The sequence below is a fragment of the Aeromonas sp. ZOR0002 genome (assembly GCF_963866995.1).
GTDB classification, from domain to species: domain Bacteria; phylum Pseudomonadota; class Gammaproteobacteria; order Enterobacterales; family Aeromonadaceae; genus Aeromonas; species Aeromonas caviae.
In genome coordinates this window covers 1-21,794 of the sequence record NZ_CAWMFQ010000393.1, presented here as the reverse complement: position 1 = coordinate 21,794, position 21,794 = coordinate 1, and the positions used below count along the sequence as shown (strand labels likewise).

At 62.8% G+C, this 21,794-nt stretch carries 20 protein-coding genes, 2 tRNA genes and 1 other annotated feature; of the genes, 14 read left to right on the top strand and 8 right to left on the bottom strand.

Annotation, left to right across the window (positions count from 1 at the left end; genetic code table 11):
* The first annotated feature begins 25 nt into the window (after window positions 1–25).
* The 3 genes from AACR77_RS22095 to AACR77_RS22085 are packed head-to-tail and all read left to right on the top strand — an operon-like array spanning window position 26 to window position 3,209.
* The gene (locus tag AACR77_RS22095; protein WP_042878903.1) at window positions 26–868 is read left to right on the top strand and encodes an AAA family ATPase; all 843 of its coding nucleotides are present in this window, start codon (window positions 26–28) and stop codon (window positions 866–868) included.
* On the top strand, window positions 869–2,032 hold the full coding sequence (locus tag AACR77_RS22090) for a vWA domain-containing protein (protein WP_042878901.1): 1,164 nt from the start codon (window positions 869–871) through the stop codon (window positions 2,030–2,032). It abuts the gene before it with no gap.
* A gap of 55 nt (window positions 2,033–2,087) precedes the next feature.
* Window positions 2,088–3,209, top strand: coding sequence for a beta-ketoacyl-ACP synthase III (locus AACR77_RS22085; RefSeq protein ID WP_039039348.1), 1,122 nt, complete (start codon window positions 2,088–2,090; stop codon window positions 3,207–3,209).
* Between the two features lie 70 nt (window positions 3,210–3,279).
* Here the strand turns inward: AACR77_RS22085 and tsaA are convergent, their stop codons facing one another.
* The gene (tsaA, locus tag AACR77_RS22080) at window positions 3,280–3,984 is read right to left on the bottom strand and encodes a tRNA (N6-threonylcarbamoyladenosine(37)-N6)-methyltransferase TrmO (protein WP_041214760.1); all 705 of its coding nucleotides are present in this window, start codon (window positions 3,982–3,984) and stop codon (window positions 3,280–3,282) included.
* Window positions 3,985–4,300: 316 nt separating this feature from the next.
* On the opposite strand from tsaA, the gene AACR77_RS22075 reads away from it, so the two are divergent.
* Entirely contained in the window at window positions 4,301–5,296 is a 996-nt protein-coding gene (locus AACR77_RS22075) for an NAD-dependent epimerase/dehydratase family protein (protein ID WP_042878900.1), read from the top strand.
* 70 nt (window positions 5,297–5,366) lie between these two features.
* Here AACR77_RS22075 and AACR77_RS22070 read toward each other — a convergent pair whose 3' ends face one another.
* The 4 genes from AACR77_RS22070 to cydD form a co-directional block, all read right to left on the bottom strand.
* Window positions 5,367–5,753: a DUF488 domain-containing protein gene (locus tag AACR77_RS22070; RefSeq protein WP_042878898.1), complete on the bottom strand. Its 387-nt coding sequence runs from the start codon at window positions 5,751–5,753 to the stop codon at window positions 5,367–5,369.
* A gap of 8 nt (window positions 5,754–5,761) precedes the next feature.
* On the bottom strand, window positions 5,762–6,133 hold the full coding sequence (gene rcsF, locus AACR77_RS22065; protein WP_010673578.1) for an Rcs stress response system protein RcsF: 372 nt from the start codon (window positions 6,131–6,133) through the stop codon (window positions 5,762–5,764).
* A 108-nt stretch (window positions 6,134–6,241) separates the two neighbouring features.
* Entirely contained in the window at window positions 6,242–7,987 is a 1,746-nt protein-coding gene (cydC, locus tag AACR77_RS22060; protein WP_042878895.1) for a heme ABC transporter ATP-binding protein/permease CydC, read from the bottom strand.
* Window positions 7,980–9,755: a heme ABC transporter permease/ATP-binding protein CydD gene (gene cydD / locus AACR77_RS22055; protein WP_042878894.1), complete on the bottom strand. Its 1,776-nt coding sequence runs from the start codon at window positions 9,753–9,755 to the stop codon at window positions 7,980–7,982. The genes cydC and cydD overlap by 8 nt, the downstream gene beginning before the upstream one ends.
* A gap of 201 nt (window positions 9,756–9,956) precedes the next feature.
* Between cydD and AACR77_RS22050 the strand changes: the two genes are divergently transcribed.
* Together AACR77_RS22050 and AACR77_RS22045 are read left to right on the top strand one after the other, a co-directional pair.
* Window positions 9,957–10,030, top strand: a tRNA-Gly gene (locus AACR77_RS22050).
* Between the two features lie 94 nt (window positions 10,031–10,124).
* Window positions 10,125–10,199, top strand: a tRNA-Gly gene (locus tag AACR77_RS22045).
* 136 nt (window positions 10,200–10,335) lie between these two features.
* On the opposite strand, the gene arcA is transcribed toward AACR77_RS22045, so the two are convergent.
* On the bottom strand, window positions 10,336–11,055 hold the full coding sequence (gene arcA, locus AACR77_RS22040) for a two-component system response regulator ArcA (protein ID WP_010673581.1): 720 nt from the start codon (window positions 11,053–11,055) through the stop codon (window positions 10,336–10,338).
* A 385-nt stretch (window positions 11,056–11,440) separates the two neighbouring features.
* On the opposite strand from arcA, the gene AACR77_RS22035 reads away from it, so the two are divergent.
* Window positions 11,441–11,839 (top strand): DUF3293 domain-containing protein, encoded by a 399-nt coding sequence (locus tag AACR77_RS22035; RefSeq protein ID WP_081999333.1) that lies wholly within the window; start codon window positions 11,441–11,443, stop codon window positions 11,837–11,839.
* A gap of 107 nt (window positions 11,840–11,946) precedes the next feature.
* Complete coding sequence (locus tag AACR77_RS22030) at window positions 11,947–12,426, top strand: putative 4-hydroxy-4-methyl-2-oxoglutarate aldolase (RefSeq protein ID WP_039039382.1); 480 nt, start codon at window positions 11,947–11,949, stop codon at window positions 12,424–12,426.
* Between the two features lie 3 nt (window positions 12,427–12,429).
* On the opposite strand, the gene AACR77_RS22025 is transcribed toward AACR77_RS22030, so the two are convergent.
* Window positions 12,430–12,906 carry a hypothetical protein gene (locus AACR77_RS22025; protein WP_039039355.1) on the bottom strand — a complete coding sequence of 159 codons (477 nt, stop codon included), beginning with the start codon at window positions 12,904–12,906 and terminating at the stop codon, window positions 12,430–12,432.
* Between the two features lie 166 nt (window positions 12,907–13,072).
* Between AACR77_RS22025 and AACR77_RS22020 the strand changes: the two genes are divergently transcribed.
* Window positions 13,073–13,462, top strand: coding sequence for an META domain-containing protein (locus AACR77_RS22020; RefSeq protein ID WP_042878889.1), 390 nt, complete (start codon window positions 13,073–13,075; stop codon window positions 13,460–13,462).
* 102 nt (window positions 13,463–13,564) lie between these two features.
* Here the strand turns inward: AACR77_RS22020 and aceK are convergent, their stop codons facing one another.
* On the bottom strand, window positions 13,565–15,292 hold the full coding sequence (gene aceK, locus AACR77_RS22015; RefSeq protein ID WP_010673586.1) for a bifunctional isocitrate dehydrogenase kinase/phosphatase: 1,728 nt from the start codon (window positions 15,290–15,292) through the stop codon (window positions 13,565–13,567).
* A 195-nt stretch (window positions 15,293–15,487) separates the two neighbouring features.
* On the opposite strand from aceK, the gene AACR77_RS22010 reads away from it, so the two are divergent.
* The 5 genes from AACR77_RS22010 (at window position 15,488) to AACR77_RS21990 (ending at window position 21,776) form a co-directional block, all read left to right on the top strand.
* A complete protein-coding gene (locus tag AACR77_RS22010) occupies window positions 15,488–16,195 on the top strand; it encodes a tRNA/rRNA methyltransferase (RefSeq protein ID WP_042878886.1) in 708 nt (235 codons plus the stop codon).
* A gap of 69 nt (window positions 16,196–16,264) precedes the next feature.
* Window positions 16,265–16,398 (top strand) — a sequence feature (Thr leader region).
* A gap of 57 nt (window positions 16,399–16,455) precedes the next feature.
* The gene (gene thrA, locus AACR77_RS22005; protein ID WP_042878884.1) at window positions 16,456–18,915 is read left to right on the top strand and encodes a bifunctional aspartate kinase/homoserine dehydrogenase I; all 2,460 of its coding nucleotides are present in this window, start codon (window positions 16,456–16,458) and stop codon (window positions 18,913–18,915) included.
* A 13-nt stretch (window positions 18,916–18,928) separates the two neighbouring features.
* Window positions 18,929–19,909, top strand: a complete 981-nt coding sequence (gene thrB, locus AACR77_RS22000) for a homoserine kinase (RefSeq protein WP_406568591.1) — start codon at window positions 18,929–18,931, stop codon at window positions 19,907–19,909.
* Window positions 19,906–21,180 carry a threonine synthase gene (thrC, locus tag AACR77_RS21995; protein ID WP_042878880.1) on the top strand — a complete coding sequence of 425 codons (1,275 nt, stop codon included), beginning with the start codon at window positions 19,906–19,908 and terminating at the stop codon, window positions 21,178–21,180. Before thrB ends, thrC begins: the two co-directional genes overlap by 4 nt.
* Window positions 21,181–21,305: 125 nt before the next feature.
* Window positions 21,306–21,776: a YybH family protein gene (locus AACR77_RS21990; protein ID WP_052224753.1), complete on the top strand. Its 471-nt coding sequence runs from the start codon at window positions 21,306–21,308 to the stop codon at window positions 21,774–21,776.
* Window positions 21,777–21,794 lie beyond the last annotated feature (18 nt).

The window sequence follows — 21,794 nt, the reverse complement described above, 5'->3', positions numbered from 1 at the left end:
CTGGGCATCCAATGGAAGGGATCTCATGGGATTTGCAGGAAGCGACCGCTATCTCGCATCACAGGCACTGAAGATGGCCGTCGATGCCGCCATCGTGCTGGAGAAGCCGCTGCTCATCAAGGGTGAACCCGGTACGGGCAAGACGGTGCTGGCGGAGGCGGTGGCTGAATCCCTGGGCGCCGAGCTCATCAGCTGGCACATCAAGTCCACCACCAAGGCCCAGCAGGGGCTTTACGAATACGATGCCGTCGCCCGGTTGCGAGACTCCCAGCTCGGTGACCCCAGGGTCGGGGAGATAGGCCACTACATCCGCCGGGGCAAGCTGTGGCAGGCCTTCAGCGCAGAGCAGCGGCCAGTGCTGCTCATCGATGAAATCGACAAGGCGGACATCGAGTTTCCCAACGATCTGCTGCTGGAGCTGGATCGGATGGAGTTCGATGTCTACGAGACCGGCGAGCGCGTGAAGGCGCGCCAGCGACCCGTGGTCATCATCACCTCCAACAACGAAAAAGAGCTGCCGGACGCCTTCCTTCGTCGCTGTTTCTTCCACTACATCCGCTTCCCCGACAAGGCCGAGATGCAGGCCATCGTCAAGCTCCATTATCCCGACCTCAAGGAGCAGCTGCTCGACGAGGCGATGGATCTCTTCTTCGAGCTGCGTGCGGTAGAGGGGCTGCGCAAGAAGCCGTCCACCTCCGAGCTGCTGGACTGGATCCGGCTGCTGTTGGCCGACGACATCGCCCCCGAGGCCCTGCGCACCCGTGAGCCCGGCAAGCTGGTGCCCGCACTCTACGGTGCCCTGCTCAAGACGGAGCAGGACTTGCACCTCTTCGAGAAGCTCGCCTTCCTGGCGCGCCGCGGCGGCTGAATGCTCATCGACTTCTTCCTTCACCTGCGCCGCCACAAGCTTCCTTGCAGCCTGCGGGAGTTGCTCGACCTGCACGGGGCGCTGGCAGCCAGACTGGCCAGCCTCGACATGGACGAGTTTTACCAGCTATCCCGCTGCCTGCTGGTGAAGGATGAGGCGCACTACGATCGCTTCGATCGCGCCTTCGCCGAGTATTACGAAGGATTGGCCGCCATCCCCCTGTTGCCGGAGAGCCTGCCTGACGACTGGCTGCGCCAGGAGTTCGAGCGACTGTTAAGCCCGGAGGAGAAGGCGTTGCTCCAATCCCTCGGCGGGCTTGACCAGCTGCTGGAGACCCTCAACCAGCGGCTAAGCGAGCAGAAAGCGCGCCACGCCGGCGGCAACAAGTGGGTCGGCACCGGGGGCAGCAGCCCGTTCGGTCACGGCGGCTATCACCCGGAAGGGATCCGCATGGGGGGAGAGGGCCAGCACGGGCGGGCGACCAAGGTGTGGGAGGCGCGCCACTTTCGCAACTTCAGTGACGACTCGCCCCTGGGGCAGCGCGCCATCCAGCTCGCCCTGCGCAAGCTCAGGCGCTGGGTGCGCCGGGGCAATCCCGACGAGCTGGATCTCGACAACACCATCCAAAGCTCGGCCAGGCAAGGCTGGCTCGATGTGAAACTGCGGCCCGAGCGCCACAACGGGGTCAAACTGCTGGTCTTCTTCGACGTGGGGGGCTCCATGGATGCCCACGTGGCCGAGGTGCAGCGCCTCTTCTCGGCCCTGCGCCACGAGTTCAAGCACCTGGTGTTCTTCTATTTTCACAACTGCCTCTACGACTTCGTCTGGCAGGACAATGCCAGGCGCCATGATGATCGGTTCGATACCTTGCGGCTGCTGCGCACCTACGGCAGCGACTACAGGGTGATGGTGGTGGGGGATGCGAAGATGGGCCCCTATGAAATCACCTGGCCAGGTGGCAGCGTAGAGTACTGGAACGAGGAGCCCGGCCAGGTGTGGCTCGGGCGCCTGCAACAACATTTCCCCAAGATGGTGTGGGTCAATCCGCTGCCAAGGCAGGAGTGGCTGTGGCACCCCTCCATCAAGTTGATGAACGAATTGATCGGCGGGCGGATGCACCCGCTGACCCTGGCGGGTCTGGCTGCGGCCATCGACCAGCTGTGACCCTCTGAACCCTAAAAAACAGACAAGCCGGGATTGCACCCGGCCAGGAGCAAAGATGACCTCTATCGTAATCAGTGGCTCAGGCCTCTATACCCCTCCCTTTGCCGTCAGCAATGAAGCGCTGGTGGCGGCCTTCAACCAGTACGTGGATCTCTACAACGAGGAGAACGCCTCCGCCATCGATGCTGGGCAGTTGCCTGCCAAACAGCACTCGAGCTGCGAGTTCATCGAGAAGGCCTCCGGCATCAAGAGCCGCTATCTGGTGAGCAGCGAGGGGGTGCTGGATCCCGACATCATGCAGCCGCTCATGGCGGAGCGCCCGGACGATCAGCCCTCCATCATGGTGGAGATGGCGGTGGCGGCCGCCGAGCAGGCGCTGATCGCCGCCGGTCGTGAACCGGGGGAGATCGATCTTGTCATCGTCGCCGCCTCCAACATGCCGCGCCCCTACCCGGCGCTGGCCATCGAATTGCAGCACTATCTCGGCGCCAGCGGCCTGGCATTCGACATGAACGTGGCCTGCTCTTCCGCCACCTTCGGGATCAAGACCGCCGCAGACATGCTGGCGGCAGGCACCGCCCGGCTGGCGCTGGTGGTCAATCCGGAGATCTGCTCGGGTCACCTCAACTTCCGCGATCGGGACAGTCACTTCATCTTCGGGGATGCCTGTACCGCCGTGCTGCTGGAGCGGGAAGCCGATTGCCAGGTGGCCAACCCCTGGCAACTGGTGGCCAGCAAGCTGGTGACCCAGTACTCCAACAACATCCGCAACAACTTCGGCTTCCTGAACCGGCTCAGCCCGCGCACCCGCTACGGCGACGACAAGCTGTTCCGCCAGCAGGGGCGCAAGGTGTTCAAGGAGGTGCTGCCCCTGGTGTGCGATCAGATAGCCTCCCAGCTGGCGGAGCAGGGATGGGCGGCCGATGGCTTGAGCCGGCTCTGGCTCCATCAGGCCAACCTCACCATGAACCAGTTCATCGGTCGCAAGTTGCTGGGCCATGACGCCAGCCAGCAGGAGGCGCCTGTCATCCTCGACCGCTACGGCAACACCAGCTCGGCGGGTTCCATCATCGCCTTCCACCTCTTCAATCAGGATCTGCCGAGCGGGGCTCGCGGGGTGCTCTGCTCCTTTGGGGCCGGTTACTCCATCGGCAGCCTGCTGCTGCAGCGGCGCTGAGCACCCTGTTTTGCCCATAAAAAAGCCACCCGGGAGGGTGGCTTTTTTCATGCTGCCCGAGAGGCTTTTTTCAAGCGGGTTCGATGGCCAGTACCTGACATTGCGGTTCTTTTATCTGAAATCGCACGTTCACATCGAACAATCTGACACCGTACACCTTGTCATCCGGCTTGCCCTTCTTGTAAGCAGGGCGGGGATCCTGAGCCAGCACCTCCCTCACCAGTTCACGCAGCTCCGGGTGGGCCTTGAGCCAGGGGGCGAGCTGTTGCTCGGCCTGGGCGCTGAAGCTCACCGCCAGCGGCGGGGTAGGGGCATCGGGGGCGAAACCGCCACGGGCGTGGGGCAGGCTGTCGGCATAGGGGACATAGGGCTTGATGTCGACAACGGGGGTGCCGTCGAGCAAGTCCACGGCGCCCAGCTCGAGCCAGAGTTTGCCGCGCTCACGTCCCACCCCGTGCAGCTCGACCACGGAGAGGCCAAGGGGGTTGGGGCGGAAGGTGGAGCGGGTGGCAAAGACCCCGACCCGCTCGTTGCCGCCGAGGCGCGGCGGGCGCACCGTCGGGTGCCAGCCCTGATCCATGGTCTGGTGAAACACGAAGCTGATCCAGAGATGGGAGAATTGCTCGATGCCGCGCAGCACATCGGGCTGATCGTAGGGAGGAAGCAGTTCGAGGCGGGCGCGAGCCGCGCTGACTAGGCCGGGCTGGCGGGGTATGGCGAACTTCTCCTTGTAGGGAGAGCGGATGATCCCTAGGGTATCGATATCGAACTTCATGGCGGATCCTGGCTGAAAACCCGGGCAATGTAGCACAGGCACGCCGAAAACGCAGGGGGAGCACCAGGACGCGGCCCCTGTGATCCCGATCCCAGACCCGGTGCCCGGGGGCTGTGTCCTGGTGCCAACTTGCGTAGGGTGGGGCGGCAAAAGGGGTGGCGGGGGAGCGGGCAAGGAGCCTGCTGCCCGCACCATGACGATATGCCTGGCGGCATCAGGGCGTGCCTGGGACGTGTGCTCACCATGCCAGGCCATGGCCGTTTCGGCTGCCCGTGGAGGGGCTGCAAGGAGAGGGCGCCATAGAGGAGAGACAGGGATGAAATTGTTGATTATCGGCGGCACCGGCTTTCTGGGTCGCCACCTGACCACGCTGGCCCTGGATTGGGGGCACGAGGTGACGCTGTTCAATCGCGGCCACCGCCAGCACCCGGATTGGCGGGAGCTGACCCAGCTTCACGGGGACAGAGACGGGGACCTGGCCCCCTTGCGGGGCGAGGGGCGGCACTGGGATCTGGTCATCGACACCTGCTGCTATCGCCCCGAACAGGCCGAAGGACTCTCTGACGCCCTGCTGGGGCGCTGTGATCGGCTCATCTTCATCTCCACCATCAGTGTCTATCGCGATTTTTCCCAACCCGGCATGGATGAGTCGGCCCCCCTGCACGAGATGGCAGGAGCGCCCACCGACTACGGCCCCCTCAAGGTGCTGTGCGAGTCGGTGTATCGCGCCCGCTGGGGAGATCGCCTGTGCACCCTGCGCCCCGGCGTGCTCTGCGGCCCCTTTGACCCGACCGCTCGTCTTGCCTGGTGGGTGAGACGGGTGCAGCGGGGCGGGCCCTGGCTCTTGCCGGGGCTGGGGGAGGACAGGCTGCAATACCTGGATGTGCGCGACTGCGCCGAGTTCGTGCTGCGGGCTGCCGAGCAGCGACTCGCTGGGTGCTTCAACCTGATCAAGCCCGGCATCGCACTGAACGACTGGGTGGAACGCCTCACTGCCCGGCTGACGCCAGTGACCCCCTTGCAGCTCGAGTGGGCTCCCTGGCGTGACCTGATGGCGGCAGGGGTGGCGCCCTGGCAAAGCTATCCCACGCTGCTGCCAAACGAGCTGCCCGAGTATGCTGGGTATGGCACCATCAGCGCCGAGGCCGCCATCGTTCATGGGCTGAACTTTCGCCCCCTGGAGGAGACGGTTGACGATCTGGTGGTATGGCTTGCCAGCAACCCCCGGGGGCCGCTGCCGGGCATGACCCCTGATGAGGAACAGGCCTTGCGACGAGGAGTGGAGGTTTCCTTGTCATCGAATGCGTACTAGCCGACACCATAAAGAAGAGGGCACCCCGGGGTGCCCTCTTCTCATGTGGGGTGTTCATCCATGACGGGGCTCAGCGCAGCAATGCCCCCGCCTCGGCCAGCAGGGTTCTCAGCACACTGCGATGGCAGCGGGACTCCTGTTCGCAGTAGCACCCCACCGAGAAATGGGTAGTGTGGGAGAGGGCGGCCAGCAGGGCCAGATCGTGCTTCGCGGCCGGGGCGGCCATCTCGGCCTTGTACTGCTTGCAGAAGGCGGTCCACCGGGCCGCGGTGTCGGCAGTCTGACCGAGTTTCATGGTCTCGGCGCTGGGGGCCAGATTGGGGAACCAGACGTCGTACCAATCCTGGCTGGCGAACGCCGCTTTGGGCACGCCGCGAGGGGGGCGACGCACGGTACCGATGCGAAGCCCCTCATCCTCGAGGCGGGGGCTGCCGAGTCGCACGATGGCGATCGCCATGGCAGGACTTACTTCTCTTCGGCCACTTTCAGCGCCTGACCGTAGCAGATCACCTGCTTCAGGCAGCCGGGCACGTCGCTGAACTCGGCGCACTTGTCGAAGCTGACGCCGTTGCCCCCCATGTCCGCCACGCGGCGGCGGGCCAGGGTGCGGGCTTCACCGGCATTGGGCACCGCCTGGTTGGCATCGCTCTGGCAGGATTCCCCCTCGACGGTGCCGAGGTAGAGGTAGTTGAGGTCGGCGAGCTCGCTCTGCTCGTAGATCCGCACGCTCCCCGGCTTGAAGTACTCGTCGAAGTTTTCCTTGTCCAGATTGCTGTTGAAGGCGAAGTCGGCGCAACCGGAGGCAATCAGGGGCATCATCAGGATCAGGCGTTTCATATCGGCATCTTGTTGGGTGGCGAGTGGGCCATTATAGGGGGCAGTCGCCGATGGCGACCAGCCCCATTTTTAGCCATATCAATGGATTGTAGCGAGACGACTCCCGGATCAGGCGGGAGCCAGTCGCCGGTGCAGGCTGCGGTAGTGATCATCTTCCAGCAGCTCCTGGTGGGGGGCACACAGACGGATGCGACCCTCTTCCATCAGGGCTACCCTGTCCATCCGTTCCAGCCCCAGCAGGCGGTGGGAGATGAGCAGCAGGGTGCGATCCGCCCCCAGGGTCAGCAGCAGATCCATGATCTCCCGTTCGGTCTGGGTATCGAGCCCTTCGGTGGGCTCGTCCAGCAGCCAGAGCGGTGCATCGTGGAGCAGGGCGCGGGCGATGCCGATGCGGCGGCGCTCCCCGCCGGAGAGCGGACGCCCGCCATCCCCGAGCCAGGCATCCAGCCCCTGTTCTGCCTGCTCACCCTCATCGCGCAGCAGAGTCCCGAGCCCCACCTGGGTGAGCACCTCGATGAGCCGTTCGTCGCTGGCTCCGGGGGCGGCCAGGGTGAGGTTGCCACGCAGGGTATCGGCAAACAGGTGGACCCGCTGGCTCACCACGGAGCAGGAGGCGCGCAGCGCCTCTTCGCTGTAATCGGTGAGGGGCTTGCCATCGAGCAGGATCTCCCCCGATAGGGCCGTCCACTCCCGGGTCAGCAACCCCATCAGGGTGGACTTGCCACAGCCGGTCTGCCCCAGCAGCGCCAGCTTCTCTCCGGCATGCAGTTGCAGGGTGCACCCTTGCAGCACGGGTGCATCCTGGCCTGGATAGGTGAAATGCAGGTCGCTTATCTGCACGGCACCCCGGGCAGCGGGGGCTTGCTGTGCTCCCCACTCCGGCGCCTTGGCCTCTTGCAGGATCTCGTTGAGACGGCGGGCGGAGGTGAGGCTGGTGGAGAGGTGCTGGAAGGCACCGGCCAGCGGCAGCAGCGCCTCGAAGCTCGCCAGGGTAGCGAACACCATGAGTGCCGTGATGGGGTCAGGGGCACTGCCACCGACGCCGTGACCGGCCAGCCAGAGCATCAGGGTCAGAGTCCAGCCGCTCAGCAACTGCACCGAGAAGGCGGCCAGGCCGCTGACGCGGGCCATGCGGGCCTGGGCCCGGATCAGGGCCTGCTCCGCCTGTTGCAATCCGGTGAGCGCCTCGGGAGCGGCGGCGAACATCTGCAGTTCGGCCTGGCCGTCCAGATAGTCCACCATGCGGGTACGCAGGTTGGACTTCTCGGCGATGAGCTGGCGGCCCGGCGCGCGCCCGGCAAAATAGAAGACCAGGGGCAAGGCCAGCATGCCAAAGAGCAGAATGGCTCCCAGCGTCAGCGCCAGGCGACCATCGAAGAAGGAGAGGAAGAAGACCAGCCCGGCGCAGCTCAGCAGCGCCGCCCCAATGGGGGTGATGAGGCGCAGATAGACGTGATCCATGGCGTCGATGTCGGCCACCAGACGGTTGAGCAGGTCAGCCTGGCGAAAACCGGCAAGGGAGCCGGGGGAGAGAGGGGAGAGCTTTTGCCAGAACCAGACCCGCAGCCGGGTCAGCACCCGGAAGGTGGCGTCGTGGCTCACGACCCGCTCGCCCCAGCGACTGGCGGTGCGCACGATGGAGAAGAACCGCACGCCCCCCGCAGGGGTCATGTAGTTGAAGGTGTCTCGGGTGGCGACCGCCAGCCCGGCGACGGCGGCGGCGGAGAGGAACCAGCCGGAGAGGGAGAGCAGGCCCATGCCGGCTACCAGGGTGACCAGGGCCAGCAGCAGGCCGATGGAGAGGCTGAGCCAGTGCTGGCGATAAAGGCGCAGGAACGGCAATAGATCAGTCATCGAGAGAGTCTCCGAAACCTTGGGATTGCGACAGGAGGCGGGCGAAGGGGCCCCGGGCCTCGCCGAGTGCGGCAAAACGTCCCTGCTCCACCAGCTTGCCGTGCGCCAGCACCAGGATGTTGTCCATCTGGCTGAGCTGATCGAGGCGGTGGGTGATCATCAGCAGGGTCTGACCTTGTGCGGCCTGTTCGAGGGCGCTCATGACGGCCCGCTCAGAATGGCGATCCAGGCTGGCAGTGGGTTCATCCAGCACCATCATCTGGGTCGTCTTGAGCAGGGTACGGGCAAGGGCGATGCGCTGGGCCTGGCCGACGGAGAGGCCGCCCGCCTGATCCCCGACCCGATAGTCCAGCCCTTTCTCATTGACGAACTCCCAGGCCTGGGCGCGCTTGAGCGCGGCTTCCAGCTCGGCGTCGCTGGCGGATGGTCTGGCCAGCAGCAGGTTGTCCCGCAGGGAGCTGTGGAAGAGTTGGGGATTCTGGGAGAGCCAGCCTAGCTGCTGGCGCCACTGGCTGATGTCCAGGGTACGAAGCTCCACTCCGTTGACGCACAGGGAACCGCGATAGGGGGCAAAACCGAGCAGGGCATTGACCAGGGAGCTCTTGCCCGCGCCGCTGATGCCGACCAGGGCGGTGCGCGTGCCGGCTTCCAGCGTGAAATCGAGGGGACCGACCAGCACTTTGCCCTCGGCGCTCAGCACTTCCAGGCTGCGGGCTTCTACCTTGACGGGGCCATCCGCATGGAAGGGGAGCGTCCCGGAGGCGGGTTCGCTCACGTCGGCCTCGAGAAATTCCAGCAGTTGTTCGGCGGCGCCAATGGCCTGTGCCTTGGCGTGATAGTGGGCACCGAGTTCCCGCAGCGGCGCGTAGAACTCGGGGGCGAGGAAGAGCACGAACAGGCCGGTAAAGAGGGTGACCTTGACGCCATAGCTGCCAAAGTTGAGGTGATCGATGTAGGAGAAACCGAAGTAGACGGCCACCAGGGCCACCGCGATGGCGGCGAAGAACTCCAGCACGGCCGTGCTCAGGAAGGCGAGGCGCAGCACCTCCATGGTGCGCTCGCGAAAATCTTCCGATGCATCGCGGATGGCCTCCCCTTCCGCCCGGGTACGCATGAAAAGCTGCAGGGTGCGCAGCCCCTTCAGGCGATCGAGGAAGTGGCCTGAGAGGCGCGCCAGCGACTGGAAGTTGCGGCGGTTGGCATCGGCGGCGCCCACCCCCACCAGGATCATGAAGAGAGGAATGAGCGGGGCCGTGCCGAGCAGAATGAGGCCCGCCGCCCAGTTGACCGGGAACACAGAGACCAGGATCACCAGGGGAATAAAGACGGCGATGGCCATCTGGGGCAGATAGCGGGAGAAGAAGTCCTGCATCTCTTCGATCTGCTCGAGCAGCAGGCTGGCCCAGCTACCGGCGGGGCGACGCTGGATATAGGCAGGGCCGAGCCTGGCGAGGCGGGTGAGCACCAGCTCGCGGATGGCCTGGCGCACCGCACAGCCTGCCTTGAAACTCGCCACCTCGCGGCCATAGGCCAGGGCCGCCTTGGTCAGGGTCACCAGCAACAGACTGATGAAGAGGGGGGCGGAGTGCTCCGGCGTGGAGCCTTCGATGATGAAACCGTGCAGCAGGGTCGCCAGCAACCAGGCCTGCATCACCATCAGGACGCCCTGACCCAGCCCGAAGGCGATGGAGATGCCGATCCAGCGCCGACCATGGCCCGATTGTTTGCGCAACCAGCCATAGAGATGTTTCTGTCTGTTCTTGTCCATTACCACCCTCCTCAAACGAGTGGCGCAAGACTATCGTCGCCCCCACGGCTTGGCAACCTTGCAGAACCCGGCGGATGAACATCATTGTGTGAAAAATCGGCTTCATGCTCATTAGTTGGCCGAACAGCTTGATTTATGGCAAAAAATGCGAGGTCGGTGATTGCGCTCGGCGGCAAAATGCATATAGTAGAGGCCACTGACGCGGGTGTAGTTCAATGGTAGAACGGTAGCTTCCCAAGCTGCATACGTGGGTTCGATTCCCATCACCCGCTCCACATTCCAGATAGCGGCACGCGCCGTTGTCCATATCAGCCAGATGGCTGTCTGTCGTGGGGATTCCCCATCACACTGAGCACGTTTTGATGCCTAGCGGGCATCGTATAATGGCTATTACCTCAGCCTTCCAAGCTGATGATGCGGGTTCGATTCCCGCTGCCCGCTCCAGTCTTCACACAAAAAGCCCACTCCTGCGAGTGGGCTTTTTGTTGTGCATTTTTTGAGGGGGCAAGTTGCCTGGGGCGAGCCTTGCAGACATGGAAAAGGCGCCACAGGGCGCCTTTTCAACTCGGGAGTGGGAGAATTACTCCTGCTCCAGCTCGCCGCAGAAGCGATAGCCTTCGCCATGGATGGTGGCGATGATCTCAGGGGTGTCGCCCACGCTCTCGAAGTGCTTGCGAATACGGCGGATGGTCACGTCCACGGTGCGGTCGTGGGGCTTGAGTTCGCGGCCCGTCATCTTCTTGAGCAGCTCGGCACGGGTCTGGATCTGGCCCGGGTTCTCGCAGAAATGCAGCATGGCACGGAACTCGGAGCGGGGCAGCTTGAACATGTCCCCTGCCGGGCTGACCAGGGCGCGGCTGTTGATGTCCAAAGCCCAGCCATTGAACAGATAACGTTCTACCAGCTTCTTCTCTTCGCCACCGGCGGCCACATTCATGGTGCGACTCAGCAGGTTGCGGGCACGGATGGTCAGTTCACGGGGATTGAACGGCTTGGTGATGTAGTCATCTGCGCCGATCTCCAGCCCCAGGATCTTGTCCACTTCGTTGTCGCGACCGGTCAGGAACATCAGGGCGATGTTGTCATCTTCACGCAACTCGCGCGCCAGCAGCAGGCCGTTCTTGCCCGGCAGGTTGATGTCCATGATCACCAGGTTGATGGTGTGGCTGGTCAGGGCCTGGTGCATCTCGTCACCGTTGTTGGCTTCCAGCACGATGTAGCCTTCGGCTTCGAAGATGCTCTTGAGGGTGTTGCGGGTGACCAGCTCGTCTTCGACGATCAGAATATGTGGTGTTTGCATGAGTATTCCCAGATTCTTATCAGTTAATTATCGAAATTTTAACACTCTTTGGCGTTATTCGACCGGTCCTGAAAATTTATTACGTCATCCTGGGTATGAATATCAGGTCGAATCATCGCGAATTTGGTAACTATGTCGGCAAGCATCCCTGTGCCGTACATGGGCTCTCAACAAGTCTGAACAAGAGAAGCCCGGAGAGGTAGTCCATTACAAAAGTTGCTGCATTTTATCAGTTAACAGGCGCATAACAACACTCTTTGCCGTCAGATAGCAACTTTTTAACTCAGCTTTGATATAAGTCAATCCCCGAGTTCGCTGCATCATACTTGGGCTGACCCGCTTTTTCGCCCTTAATAAATGTAATGGGATGTAACATGTGGTTGACATGACTTTGTGGGAAAACTACAGAAAAGTGTGCTTCATCGCCCCCTTTGCGCCTCCCAGCTGCCCAGCCTATGCCATTGTCACGGCCTGGAACCCGGCCAGCCGGTGGGTGGGGCTGCGCCGCAATGCCCGTCGCCAGCGAGCCCTTGTCCGGCAAGTGGGCGAGTGTCCCGTCATGGGAGAGGTCTGGGGGAGCGATGAGGATGAGCGCTGGCAGGAGGCGTCTCTGTTGTTGCCGCTTTCGCTGCCAGAGGCGATCCGGCTGGCCGCCCGATTTGGCCAGAATGCCCTCTATTGGGTGCGTGAAGGAGAGCTCTGGCTGGTGCCCGTGTTGCTGGGAGGGCCGCCCTGTCATCTGGGGGCGCTTGCGTCCCGCTGGCGGTTCAGGCCTTCGGGCTGACATGGCCCCCCGCCATCCGGACAGGGCACCCGGCCGGTGGATTGTCAGCGCCCCGACATGATGAAAGAATGAGCGGACACATTTCACTCCATGGAAGGATGATGATCATGCTGGACCTGCTGCCCGACCTTTGCGATGAACATGGCGATGCCCTTAGGATCGCTGACCCCCTCTTTCACGATTATGGCGGCAAGGCGCTGTTTTACGGCGAGGCCGTGACCCTCTCCTGCTTTGAAGACAACAGCCTGGTGCGTGAACTGGTCAATCGTCCCGGCCATGGCAAGGTGATGGTGATCGACGGGGGCGGCTCCCTGCGTCGGGCGCTGCTCGGGGATCAGCTGGCCATCAAGGCGGTGGAGCAGGGGTGGGAGGGGATCCTCATCAATGGTGCCGTGCGGGATGTGGGGACGCTGGCGACCCTGGCGCTGGGGGTCAAGGCCCTGGCCCCCTGCCCGGTCAAGACCGAAAAACGGGGCCTGGGCACGCTGGACACCGTGGTCTCTTTTGCCGGTGTGACCATAGCGCCCGGCGACTATGTCTACGCCGACCTCAACGGTGTGCTGGTGAGCGGCGCCAGGCTCCTCTGAACCTCAGAAGTTGAAGCCCACTCCCAGAGTGAGAAAGTGTTCCGTGCTGAAGGCACTGAGTCCGTAATTGGCGGTGATGGCCAGGGAGGGTGTCACCAGCAGGCTGCTGTTGAGCTCAACCAGGGTGCTGGCCTTGCTCACCTCCAGTTGCTTGAGCTGGCTGCCGATGTTGAGTGACGGGGAGAGGCGATAGCGCACCCCAGAGCTGATATTGAACCCGGCCTGCCCGCTTTGGGGGCCGATGGCGGGGCCGGCCTCCATGTAGAGGCTGATGTCATCCTGAAGCGGGTATTGATAGCCGGTATTAATGAGCCAGAGGTCGAAGTTGTCGCCAAGATGGCTCTGGTTGCCGAGCAATACGCCGGAATAGCTTTTGACGTAGAGCGGGTTGTCCGATTCGGTCTGGAGAAAACTCCAGTCGGCGGCCTGAGCCGAAAAGACGAGGCTGGATGCCATGGCGATGACGAGAGACTTGACCATTCGTTTCCCCTCCCTGGGTCCGAACAGGACTACAAGCATGGCACATGCCAGCGGGGAGTAAAGGGAACCCCGATCACAATAAAAGAGTTTTGATTGACGCCGCAGTCATGGTACACAGGCCCCTCACTCCGTGTCGTTACGACACGCTCCATCACGAGGTGAACTGATGAACAACAAACTGATCCTGCTGGCCGCTCTGGCCCTGGGAGGCTGCGCCATGACTACGGGTTCCACGCTGGCACAATTGCAGGCATCGACCTGGCAACTGCAAGGGGCGAGCGGTGATACCTTCACCCTGCAGGTCGCCGGTGACAAGGTGGCGGGCAAGGGCGGCTGCAACCGCTACTTTGGCGGCATCACAGAGCAGGGTGACGGCGTGTTGACGCTGGGCGCCATGGGTTCGACGCGCATGATGTGTGCGGGGGATCTGGCCGGCAAGGAGATGAACTACCTGCAGAACCTGGAGAAGGTGGCGAGCTTCCAGATCAGCGGCAAACAGCTAGTACTCAAGGATGCCGACAAGGCCACCTTGCTGACCTTTGACGCCGTGAAATAAGCCGGGAGCTCGTCAAAGGCTGTCGCAGGCGGCCCCTGCGCCAGTGTGCAGAAGAATGTGAAAAGGGACGCCATGGCGTCCCTTTTTGTACCTGATGCCGGGTCATCCCCCTCGCTGGAAGCGAAACCGCTTCTTGCGCCGGTAGGGATAGACATCCTCGAACATCCCCTCCTTGATGTTGCTCTGCAGCATCTTCCAGTAGTTGGCATCGAAGAGCTCCTTGTGCAACTGCATCATGATCTCCCGCACCTGGGGTTTTTGCAGCAGGAAGGTGGCGAACTCCTCCGGGAAGATGTCGTTGGGTGCCACCGAATACCAGGGTTCGGCGCTCCACTCGTCCTCCGGGTAGCGGGGCGGCGGGATCTGGCGGAAGTTGCATTCCGTCATGTAGCAGATCTCGTCGTAGTCGTAGAAGACCACCCGGCCATGGCGAGTCACCCCGAAGTTCTTGAACAGCATGTCGCCGGGGAAGATGTTGGCCGCCGCGAGCTGGCGGATGGCGTTGCCGTACTCCTCCAGGGCGAGGCGGGTCTGCTGTTCGTCCGCCTGATCCAGATAGAGGTTCAGGGGGATCATCTTGCGCTCGGTGTAGAGGTGTTTGATCACCAGCTTGTCGGCGGTGAGGGTAAGCGCAGAAGGCGCCACCGCCTTGAGCTCGGTCAACAGCTCCGGCGAGATGCGATCGAGGGGAAATTCGAAGTTGGTGAACTCCTGGGTATCTGCCATGCGGCCCACTCTATCGTGCTGTTTTACCAGCCGGTATTTCTCCTTCACCTGTTCGTGGCTCACCTCCTTGGGCGGGGTGAACTCGTCTTTTATCACCTTGAACACCACATCGTAGGAGGGGAGGGTGAACACGCTCATCACCATCCCCTTGATGCCGGGCGCAATGACGAACTGCTCCCGGCTCTGGGCCAGGTGCTGCTGATAGTGGCGATAGAGCTCGGTCTTGCCGTGTTTCTGGCAGCCGATGGCGTTGTAGATTTCATAGTCCGGCTTGCGGGGCATGATCTGGCGAAGGAAGGCCACAAAGAGCGCCGGCACCGGGGCATAGACCATGAAGTAGGCGCGGGCGAAGCCGAACACGATGGAAGCCAGCTCCGGCTCGAAGATGACGGTGTCCACATAGATGCTCTGACCGGTGCTGAGCAAGGGCAGGATGAAGGGATAGACTTCGCCCTTCACCCGGATGAGCCCCACCAGATAGGCTCCCTTGTTGCGATAGAACACTTCCCTGAGCAGCTCGATGGCGAAGGGCTCCTCGTGCAGGATGGCCGGGCCGCTCTCTGCCAGATGGCGGTGGATGTCCATGATGTCCCGCTGCTTGTCTTCGAAAGGGAGGGTGAAGCTGTAATCCCCGAGCAGCTGGCTCAGGGTCTGGGGCAGGTGGGAGAGATCGGTGCGATAGATACGCAGCAAGGATCCCAGGTCAGGCTTGTCGCCCCGGCTCACGAAGGGGTGGATATAAAGGTTCTCGTCGCGGATGTTGCGATGGCGGAAGATGCGGCGATAGACGGAATTGAAGAAAGACTCCGCCACCTCGAAGTTCTCGCAGCGGGGCAGGAGATCGCTGAAGGCGCCTTTCACCTGCTTGAGCAGGGCCTGGGTCGGCAGCTGCTCCCCCATCATCTGTTTGATCTGCGCCGTGGTGGCGCCGACATGGTGATCATAGAGGCGGATGCGCTCTCGACCGGCGAGCTGCACCCCCAGCCAGTCGCTGTTCTCGAAACGGCTCTTGCTGCCCTGGGTTATCTCGAGAAAGCGGCTGTAAAACGACTCAAAACGTTGCAGGATCGTCTCGGCGACCGCCTGCTCCAATGGCTGCTGCATCTCTCTCTTCCTTGTGAACTGTCGGGCCCATGGCGTCAGTGCCCTGAGGCGGCGGACTCGCGTCCAAGGCCACTATGGCAACATCCAAACATCTGTTCAAGTGGCAATATTTCGGGATAAACGGTAGATTGCGCCCCTGTTTTGCCGACGGTTCGCCGCAGTTCGCGGCGTCGGCCCCATCCTGGAGAGAACCCGATGAAACTCTATTTTGTGCTGGTGTCGCCCGCCCGTGCCGCCAACGTGGGGGCTGCTGCCCGTGCCATGAAGACCATGGGCTTCGACGCCATGCGACTGGTGGGGAGCCGGGTGCACGAAGAGGAGGAGGCGAGCTGGGTTGCCCACGGGGCGCAGGAGATCCTGACGGATGCGCAAGCCTTCGACACCCTGGAAGAGGCCCTGGCGGACATGGATCTGGTGGTCGCCACCACCGCCCGGCAGCGCGGCCGCTACCAGCACTACCTCACCCCGGCGGACATTCGCGACCAGATCCGGGCCAAGCCCTCCCTTGAGAAGGTGGCCATCGTGTTTGGCTGCGAGGAGTCCGGACTCTCCAACGAACAGCTCGCTCAGGTGGATCTCATCAGCTACCTGCCTCTCAAGGTCTCATACCCGTCCCTGAACCTGGGTCAGGCGATCATGCTGTATGCCTATGAGCTGAGTCCGCTGCTCGATGACCAGAAAGTGAGCGACGAGCAGGACGTAGCAGAAAATTTCGAGAGTGCCGGGCAGGTTCGCGTGCTGAAATCAAAAACAGCAGAATTGCTTGGTGAAATCGGAGTTTCGCAGGATGAAAAACTGCATCAATGGGTGATGGACCGAGTGCCCATGCTGCCGCAGCGGGATCTCAATATGCTACATCTGCTCTGCAAAGACCTTGCCCGCAAGTTTGGCAAGGAGGTTTAGGTTGACAGCCCCTCGCCGGGCGCGGTATTGCTAACAACCAGATTCGTTCAAGAGTGTTCGTCATGCAGCTATTCACCAACATCACCACCACCACCATTATTACCGGTACCACCACAGGTGGCACTGGGGCCGGTTGATGCGCTGACGAACAAGCACAGAAATCAGAAAAAGGCCCGTACCCACCCAGTACGGGCCTTTTTTGTTGGATTGTTTTTAGACCAATTAGCAGATCAATTTGCAGGGAATACAGGGAGATAGCGATGAGAGTGTTGAAATTTGGCGGGTCGTCACTGGCCGACGCAGAGCGTTTCTTGCGGGTTGCCGATATCGCGGTGAATACCCATGGCCAATCCCAGGTGGCCCTGGTGCTGTCGGCACCGGCCAAGGTGACCAATCACCTGGTCGCCCTGGTGGAACAGACCAGTCGCGGCATGGATGCAAGCAGTACCCTGTTCGAGATCAACGGTATCTTCTCCCGCCTGCTGGCGGGGCTCAAAGCCGCCTATCCCGCGCTGGATGACAAGGCGCTGCAGGCTCGTTTGACCAGCGAACTGGATCAGGTCGAGCGGCTGATGCAGGGTATCCGTTTGCTGGGGCTGTGCCCGGACAACGTCCAGGCCCGAATCCTGAGCCGTGGCGAGAACCTCTCCATCGCCTTCATGCACGAGCTCTTGCGGGTGCGCGGCATCGAGCTGGATCTCATCGTGCCCGAGCAGTTGCTGGTCACCGATGGCGGCTACCTCGAAGCCCATGTGGATATCGAAGCCTCCCGGGTGCGCTTCGCCGCCAAGGGCCTGCGCTCTGATTGTCTCTACCTGATGCCGGGCTTCACCGGTGGCAGCGACAAGGGCGAGACCGTGCTGCTGGGCCGCAACGGCTCCGACTATTCCGCCGCCGTCTTGGCCGCCTGCGTCGATGCCGAGTGCTGCGAGATCTGGACCGACGTGGAGGGCTGCTACAACTGCGACCCGCGCCTGGTACCGGATGCCTACCTGCTCAAAACCCTCTCCTATAAAGAGGCGATGGAGCTCTCCTACTTCGGTGCCAAGGTGCTGCACCCGAAGACCATCGCCCCCGTGGCCCAGTTCCACATCCCCTGCCTCATCAAGAACAGCTTCAACCCCCAGGGGCCGGGCACCCTCATCGGGGTCGATCAGGGGGATGACGATCTGAAGGTGAAGGCCATCTCGGATCTCTCCGGCATGTGCATGTTCAACGTCTCCGGTCCCGGCATGAAGGGCATGGTGGGCATGGCCGGTCGCATCTTCTCCGCCGTCTCCCGCGCCGGGGTCAGCATCGTGCTGATCACCCAGTCGTCCTCCGAGTACAGCGTCAGCTTCTGTATCCACAGCTACGACAGCGACAAGACCCGCAAGGTGCTGGAGCGCGAGTTCGAGCTGGAGTTCAAGAACCAGTTGCTGGACCCGCTCGAGATCATGACCGACCTGGCCATCATCTCCCTCATCGGTGACGGCATGCGCACCTCCAAGGGGATGGCGGCGCGCTTCTTCACCTCCCTGGCCCAGGCCTCCATCAACATCGTCGCCATCGCGCAAGGGTCGAGCGAGCGCTCCATCTCCGCGGTCGTGCGCTCCGGCAAGGTGGCGGAAGCCATCAAGGCGTGCCACCAGAACTTCTTTGGCAGCCAGCAGTTCATCGATCTCTTCGTGGTCGGGGTGGGCGGCGTCGGTGCAGCCCTGGTGGATCAGATTGCCCGCCAGCAGCCGGTACTGGCCGAGCAGGGCACCGGCCTGCGTGTAGTGGGCATCGCCAACAGCCGCCAGATGGCGGTCAACAAGGATGGTCTGGCCCTCGCCAACTGGCGTGAACAGCTGGTGGAAGCACAAGGCAGTTTCAGCCTGGAGGCGGTGAAGAAGCTGGTGGAAGAGAGCCACCTCATCAACCCGGTGATCGTCGACTGCACCTCGAGCGAAGCCGTGGCCGTCCAGTACGCCGATTTCCTCGGGGCCGGTTTCCACGTGGTCACCCCGAACAAGAAGGCCAACACCGGGTCGCTGGATTACTACAAGGCGCTGCGCCGCACCGCCCGCCAGACCCGTCGCAAGTTCCTGTACGAGACCAACGTGGGCGCGGGCCTGCCGGTCATCGAGAACCTGCAAAACCTCATCAAGGCCGGTGACAAGCTGCGCGCCTTCGACGGCATCCTGTCCGGGTCGCTCTCCTTCATCTTCGGCAAGCTGGACGAGGGGATGGCCTTCTCCGAGGCGACCCAGATCGCCCGCGGCAACGGCTTCACCGAGCCGGATCCCCGCGATGACCTGAATGGCATGGACGTGGCTCGCAAGCTCCTGATCCTGGCCCGCGAGGCCGGCATGGCGCTGGAGCTCTCCGATGTGGAGGTGGAGCAGGCACTGCCGCCGGGCTTTGACGTGAGCGGCGACGTGGAAGCCTTCATGGCCCGCCTGCCCGAGGCCGACGGCTGGTTCCGCGACCAGTTCGCGGCGGCCCAGCGTGAAGGCAAGGTGCTGCGTTACGTCGGTTCCATCGAGGGTGGCAAGTGCAAGGTAGCCATCAAGGCGGTGGGTGGCGACGAGCCCCTGTTCAAGGTAAAAGACGGGGAGAACGCGCTCGCCTTCTTCTCCACCTATTACCAGCCCATCCCCCTGGTGCTGCGCGGCTATGGCGCAGGGACCGAAGTGACCGCCGCCGGCGTCTTCGCCGACGTGCTGCGCACCCAGAACTGGAAGCAGGAGCTGTAACATGAGTTCAGAGATGAACCCGAATGTGGAAGTGGGCGGCAGCGTGGTGGCCTATGCACCGGCCTCCAGCGCCAACCTGAGCGTGGGCTTCGACGTCCTGGGGGCGGCGCTCGCCCCCGTGGATGGCTCCCTGCTGGGGGACAGGGTCCAGGTGAAGCGGGCCGATGTGCCCTTCGCCCTCTCCTCCGTGGGCCGTTACGCCCACAAGTTGCCGGACGACCCGAAAAAGAACATCCTCCACGACTGCTGGGTCGCCTATGGCGAGGCGCTGGAGAAGCGCGGCCTTGGTCTCAAGCCGCTGGAAATGGTGCTGGAGAAGAACCTGCCGGTGGGCTCGGGCCTGGGATCGAGCGCCTGCAGCGTGGTGGCGGCGCTGGAAGGGCTCAACGCCTTCCACGGTGCGCCCCTGAATGAACACGACCTGCTGCTGTTGATGGGGGAGATGGAAGGGAAGATCTCCGGCTCCGTCCATTACGACAACGTGGCGCCCTGTTATCTGGGCGGCATGCAGCTGGTGCTGGAGGAGGGGGGCGTCATCAGCCAGGGCATCCCGGTGTTTGACGAGTGGTACTGGGTGGTCTGCTACCCGGGCACCGTGGTCTCCACCGCCGCCGCCCGCGCCATCCTGCCGGCCCAGTATCGTCGCCAGGACTGCCTCACCTATGGCCGCCGGCTGGCCGCCTTCGTGCATGCCAGCTACAGCCGCCAGGAAGGGCTGGCCGCCAGCGTCCTGAAAGACGTGATTGCCGAGCCTTATCGCGCGGCCCTGATTGAAGGTTTCAACGAGGTGCGGGCCCAGGGGGCCCAGAACGGGGCGCTGGCCACCGGCATCTCGGGGTCCGGTCCCACCGTGTTCGTGGTGATGAAGGATCTGGCCCAGGCCGAACGCATGAAAGAGTGGATGGAAGCGCACTTCGTGCGCAATGAAGATGGATTTGCCCGGGTCTGCAAACTGGACATGGCCGGGGCACGGGTAACAGGAAGCGAGCTATGAATCTTTACAACATCAAGGACAAGAGTGAACAGGTGAGCTTCGCGCAGGCGGTGCGTCAGGGTCTGGGCCGAGAGCAGGGGCTGTTCTTCCCAGAGACCCTGGAGCCGCTGGTCGACGTGGATGCCCTGCTGGATCTGCCGCTGGCCGAGCGCTCGGCCCGCATCCTGAGCCACCTGCTGGGTGACGAAGTACCGGCTGCCAAGGTGAGCGAGCTCATCGACGCCGCTTTCACCTTCCCGGCGCCTCTGGTGAAGCTCAAAGATGGCACCTATGCCCTCGAGCTGTTCCACGGCCCGACCCTGGCATTCAAGGATTTCGGCGGCCGCTTCATGGCCCAGTGTCTGGCTGCGTTCAGAACCAATGACAAGATCACCATCCTCACCGCTACCTCCGGCGACACCGGCGCCGCCGTGGCCCACGCCTTCTACGGCCTGGAGGGGATTGAAGTGGTGATCCTCTACCCCAAGGGCAAGATAAGCCCCTTGCAGGAGGCGCTTTTCTGCACCCTCGGCGGCAACATCCGCACCCTCGCCATCGACGGTGACTTCGATGCCTGCCAGGCGCTGGTCAAAGATGCCTTCGACGATGAAGGGCTCAAGACCGCCATCGGCCTCAACTCCGCCAACTCCATCAACATCAGCCGCCTGCTGGCCCAGGTTTGCTACTACTTCGAAGCCGTGGCTCAGTTGCCGAAAGCCGATCGCGCCAAGGCGGTCATCAGCGTGCCGTCCGGCAACTTTGGCAACCTCACCGCGGGTCTCATCGCCAAGGCGCTGGGGCTGCCGGTGAAGCGCTTTATCGCCGCCACCAACGCCAACGACACCGTGCCGCGCTACCTGAAAACCGGCCAGTGGGAGCCGCACCAGACAGTCGCGACCCTGTCGAACGCCATGGACGTGAGCCGCCCCAACAACTGGCCGCGGGTGGAAGAGCTGTGCCGTCGCAAGGGCTGGGCGCTGGAAACCTTGGGCTCAGGGATGCGTGACGATGCCCAGACCCGGGATGCGTTGCAGCGCCTGCATCAGCTGGATTACCTGTGCGAGCCCCACGGGGCGATTGCCTGGGATCTGCTGAACGAGCAGCTTGGGCAAGACGAGGTTGGTGTGTTCCTCTGCACCGCCCATCCGGCCAAATTCAAGGAGTCGGTGGACGAGATCCTGAATCTGGATGTGCCGCTGCCGGGCCCGCTCGCCAAGCACGCCGCGCTGCCGCTCCTGTCCCACGATCTGCCCGCTGACTTTGGCCGCCTCAAGGCCTTCCTGCTCGGTTAAGCCGTCATGAGACGCTGACGATCCCCCGCTTTTTCACGAAAGCGGGGGATTTTTTTATGTCCGGTATTGATGTCCGGTATAGGGTGGGGGAACCCGCCCTATACCCCTGAAACAAGGAGCACGGCATGAGCCCGCATCCCCTTCGCACATTGATCGAGACCTGTGACGCCGCCATCTCCCGGCGCGACTTCGACGCCTTGATGACCTTCTACGCCGAAGACGCCGCCCTGATGGTCAAACCCGGCATGGTGGTGCGCGGCATTCCCGCCATCCGCCGCGCCTTCACTGCCATCTCCGATTACTTTGACGGTCAGCTTGAGGTGACCCAGGGGGCCATGGAGGTGATCGAGGGGGCCGACAACGCCCTGGTGATCATGGAGACCCGGCTGCGCTACCCGGGCGGAGAGGGGTGGATCGATGAAACCCGGCGCGCCACCTATGTGTTTCGCAAAGAGCCCGGCGGGCAGTGGCGCTGCACGGTGGACAACTCCTACGGCACCACGCTGCTGGGGGCACAGCAGCCCGGCGATCAGCCTGCTACCACAGTAAGTCTGGACACCCACCTTTTTGACAGCGTAAACAAGACACCGGTTTGAGGCCGGTGTCAGGTGATA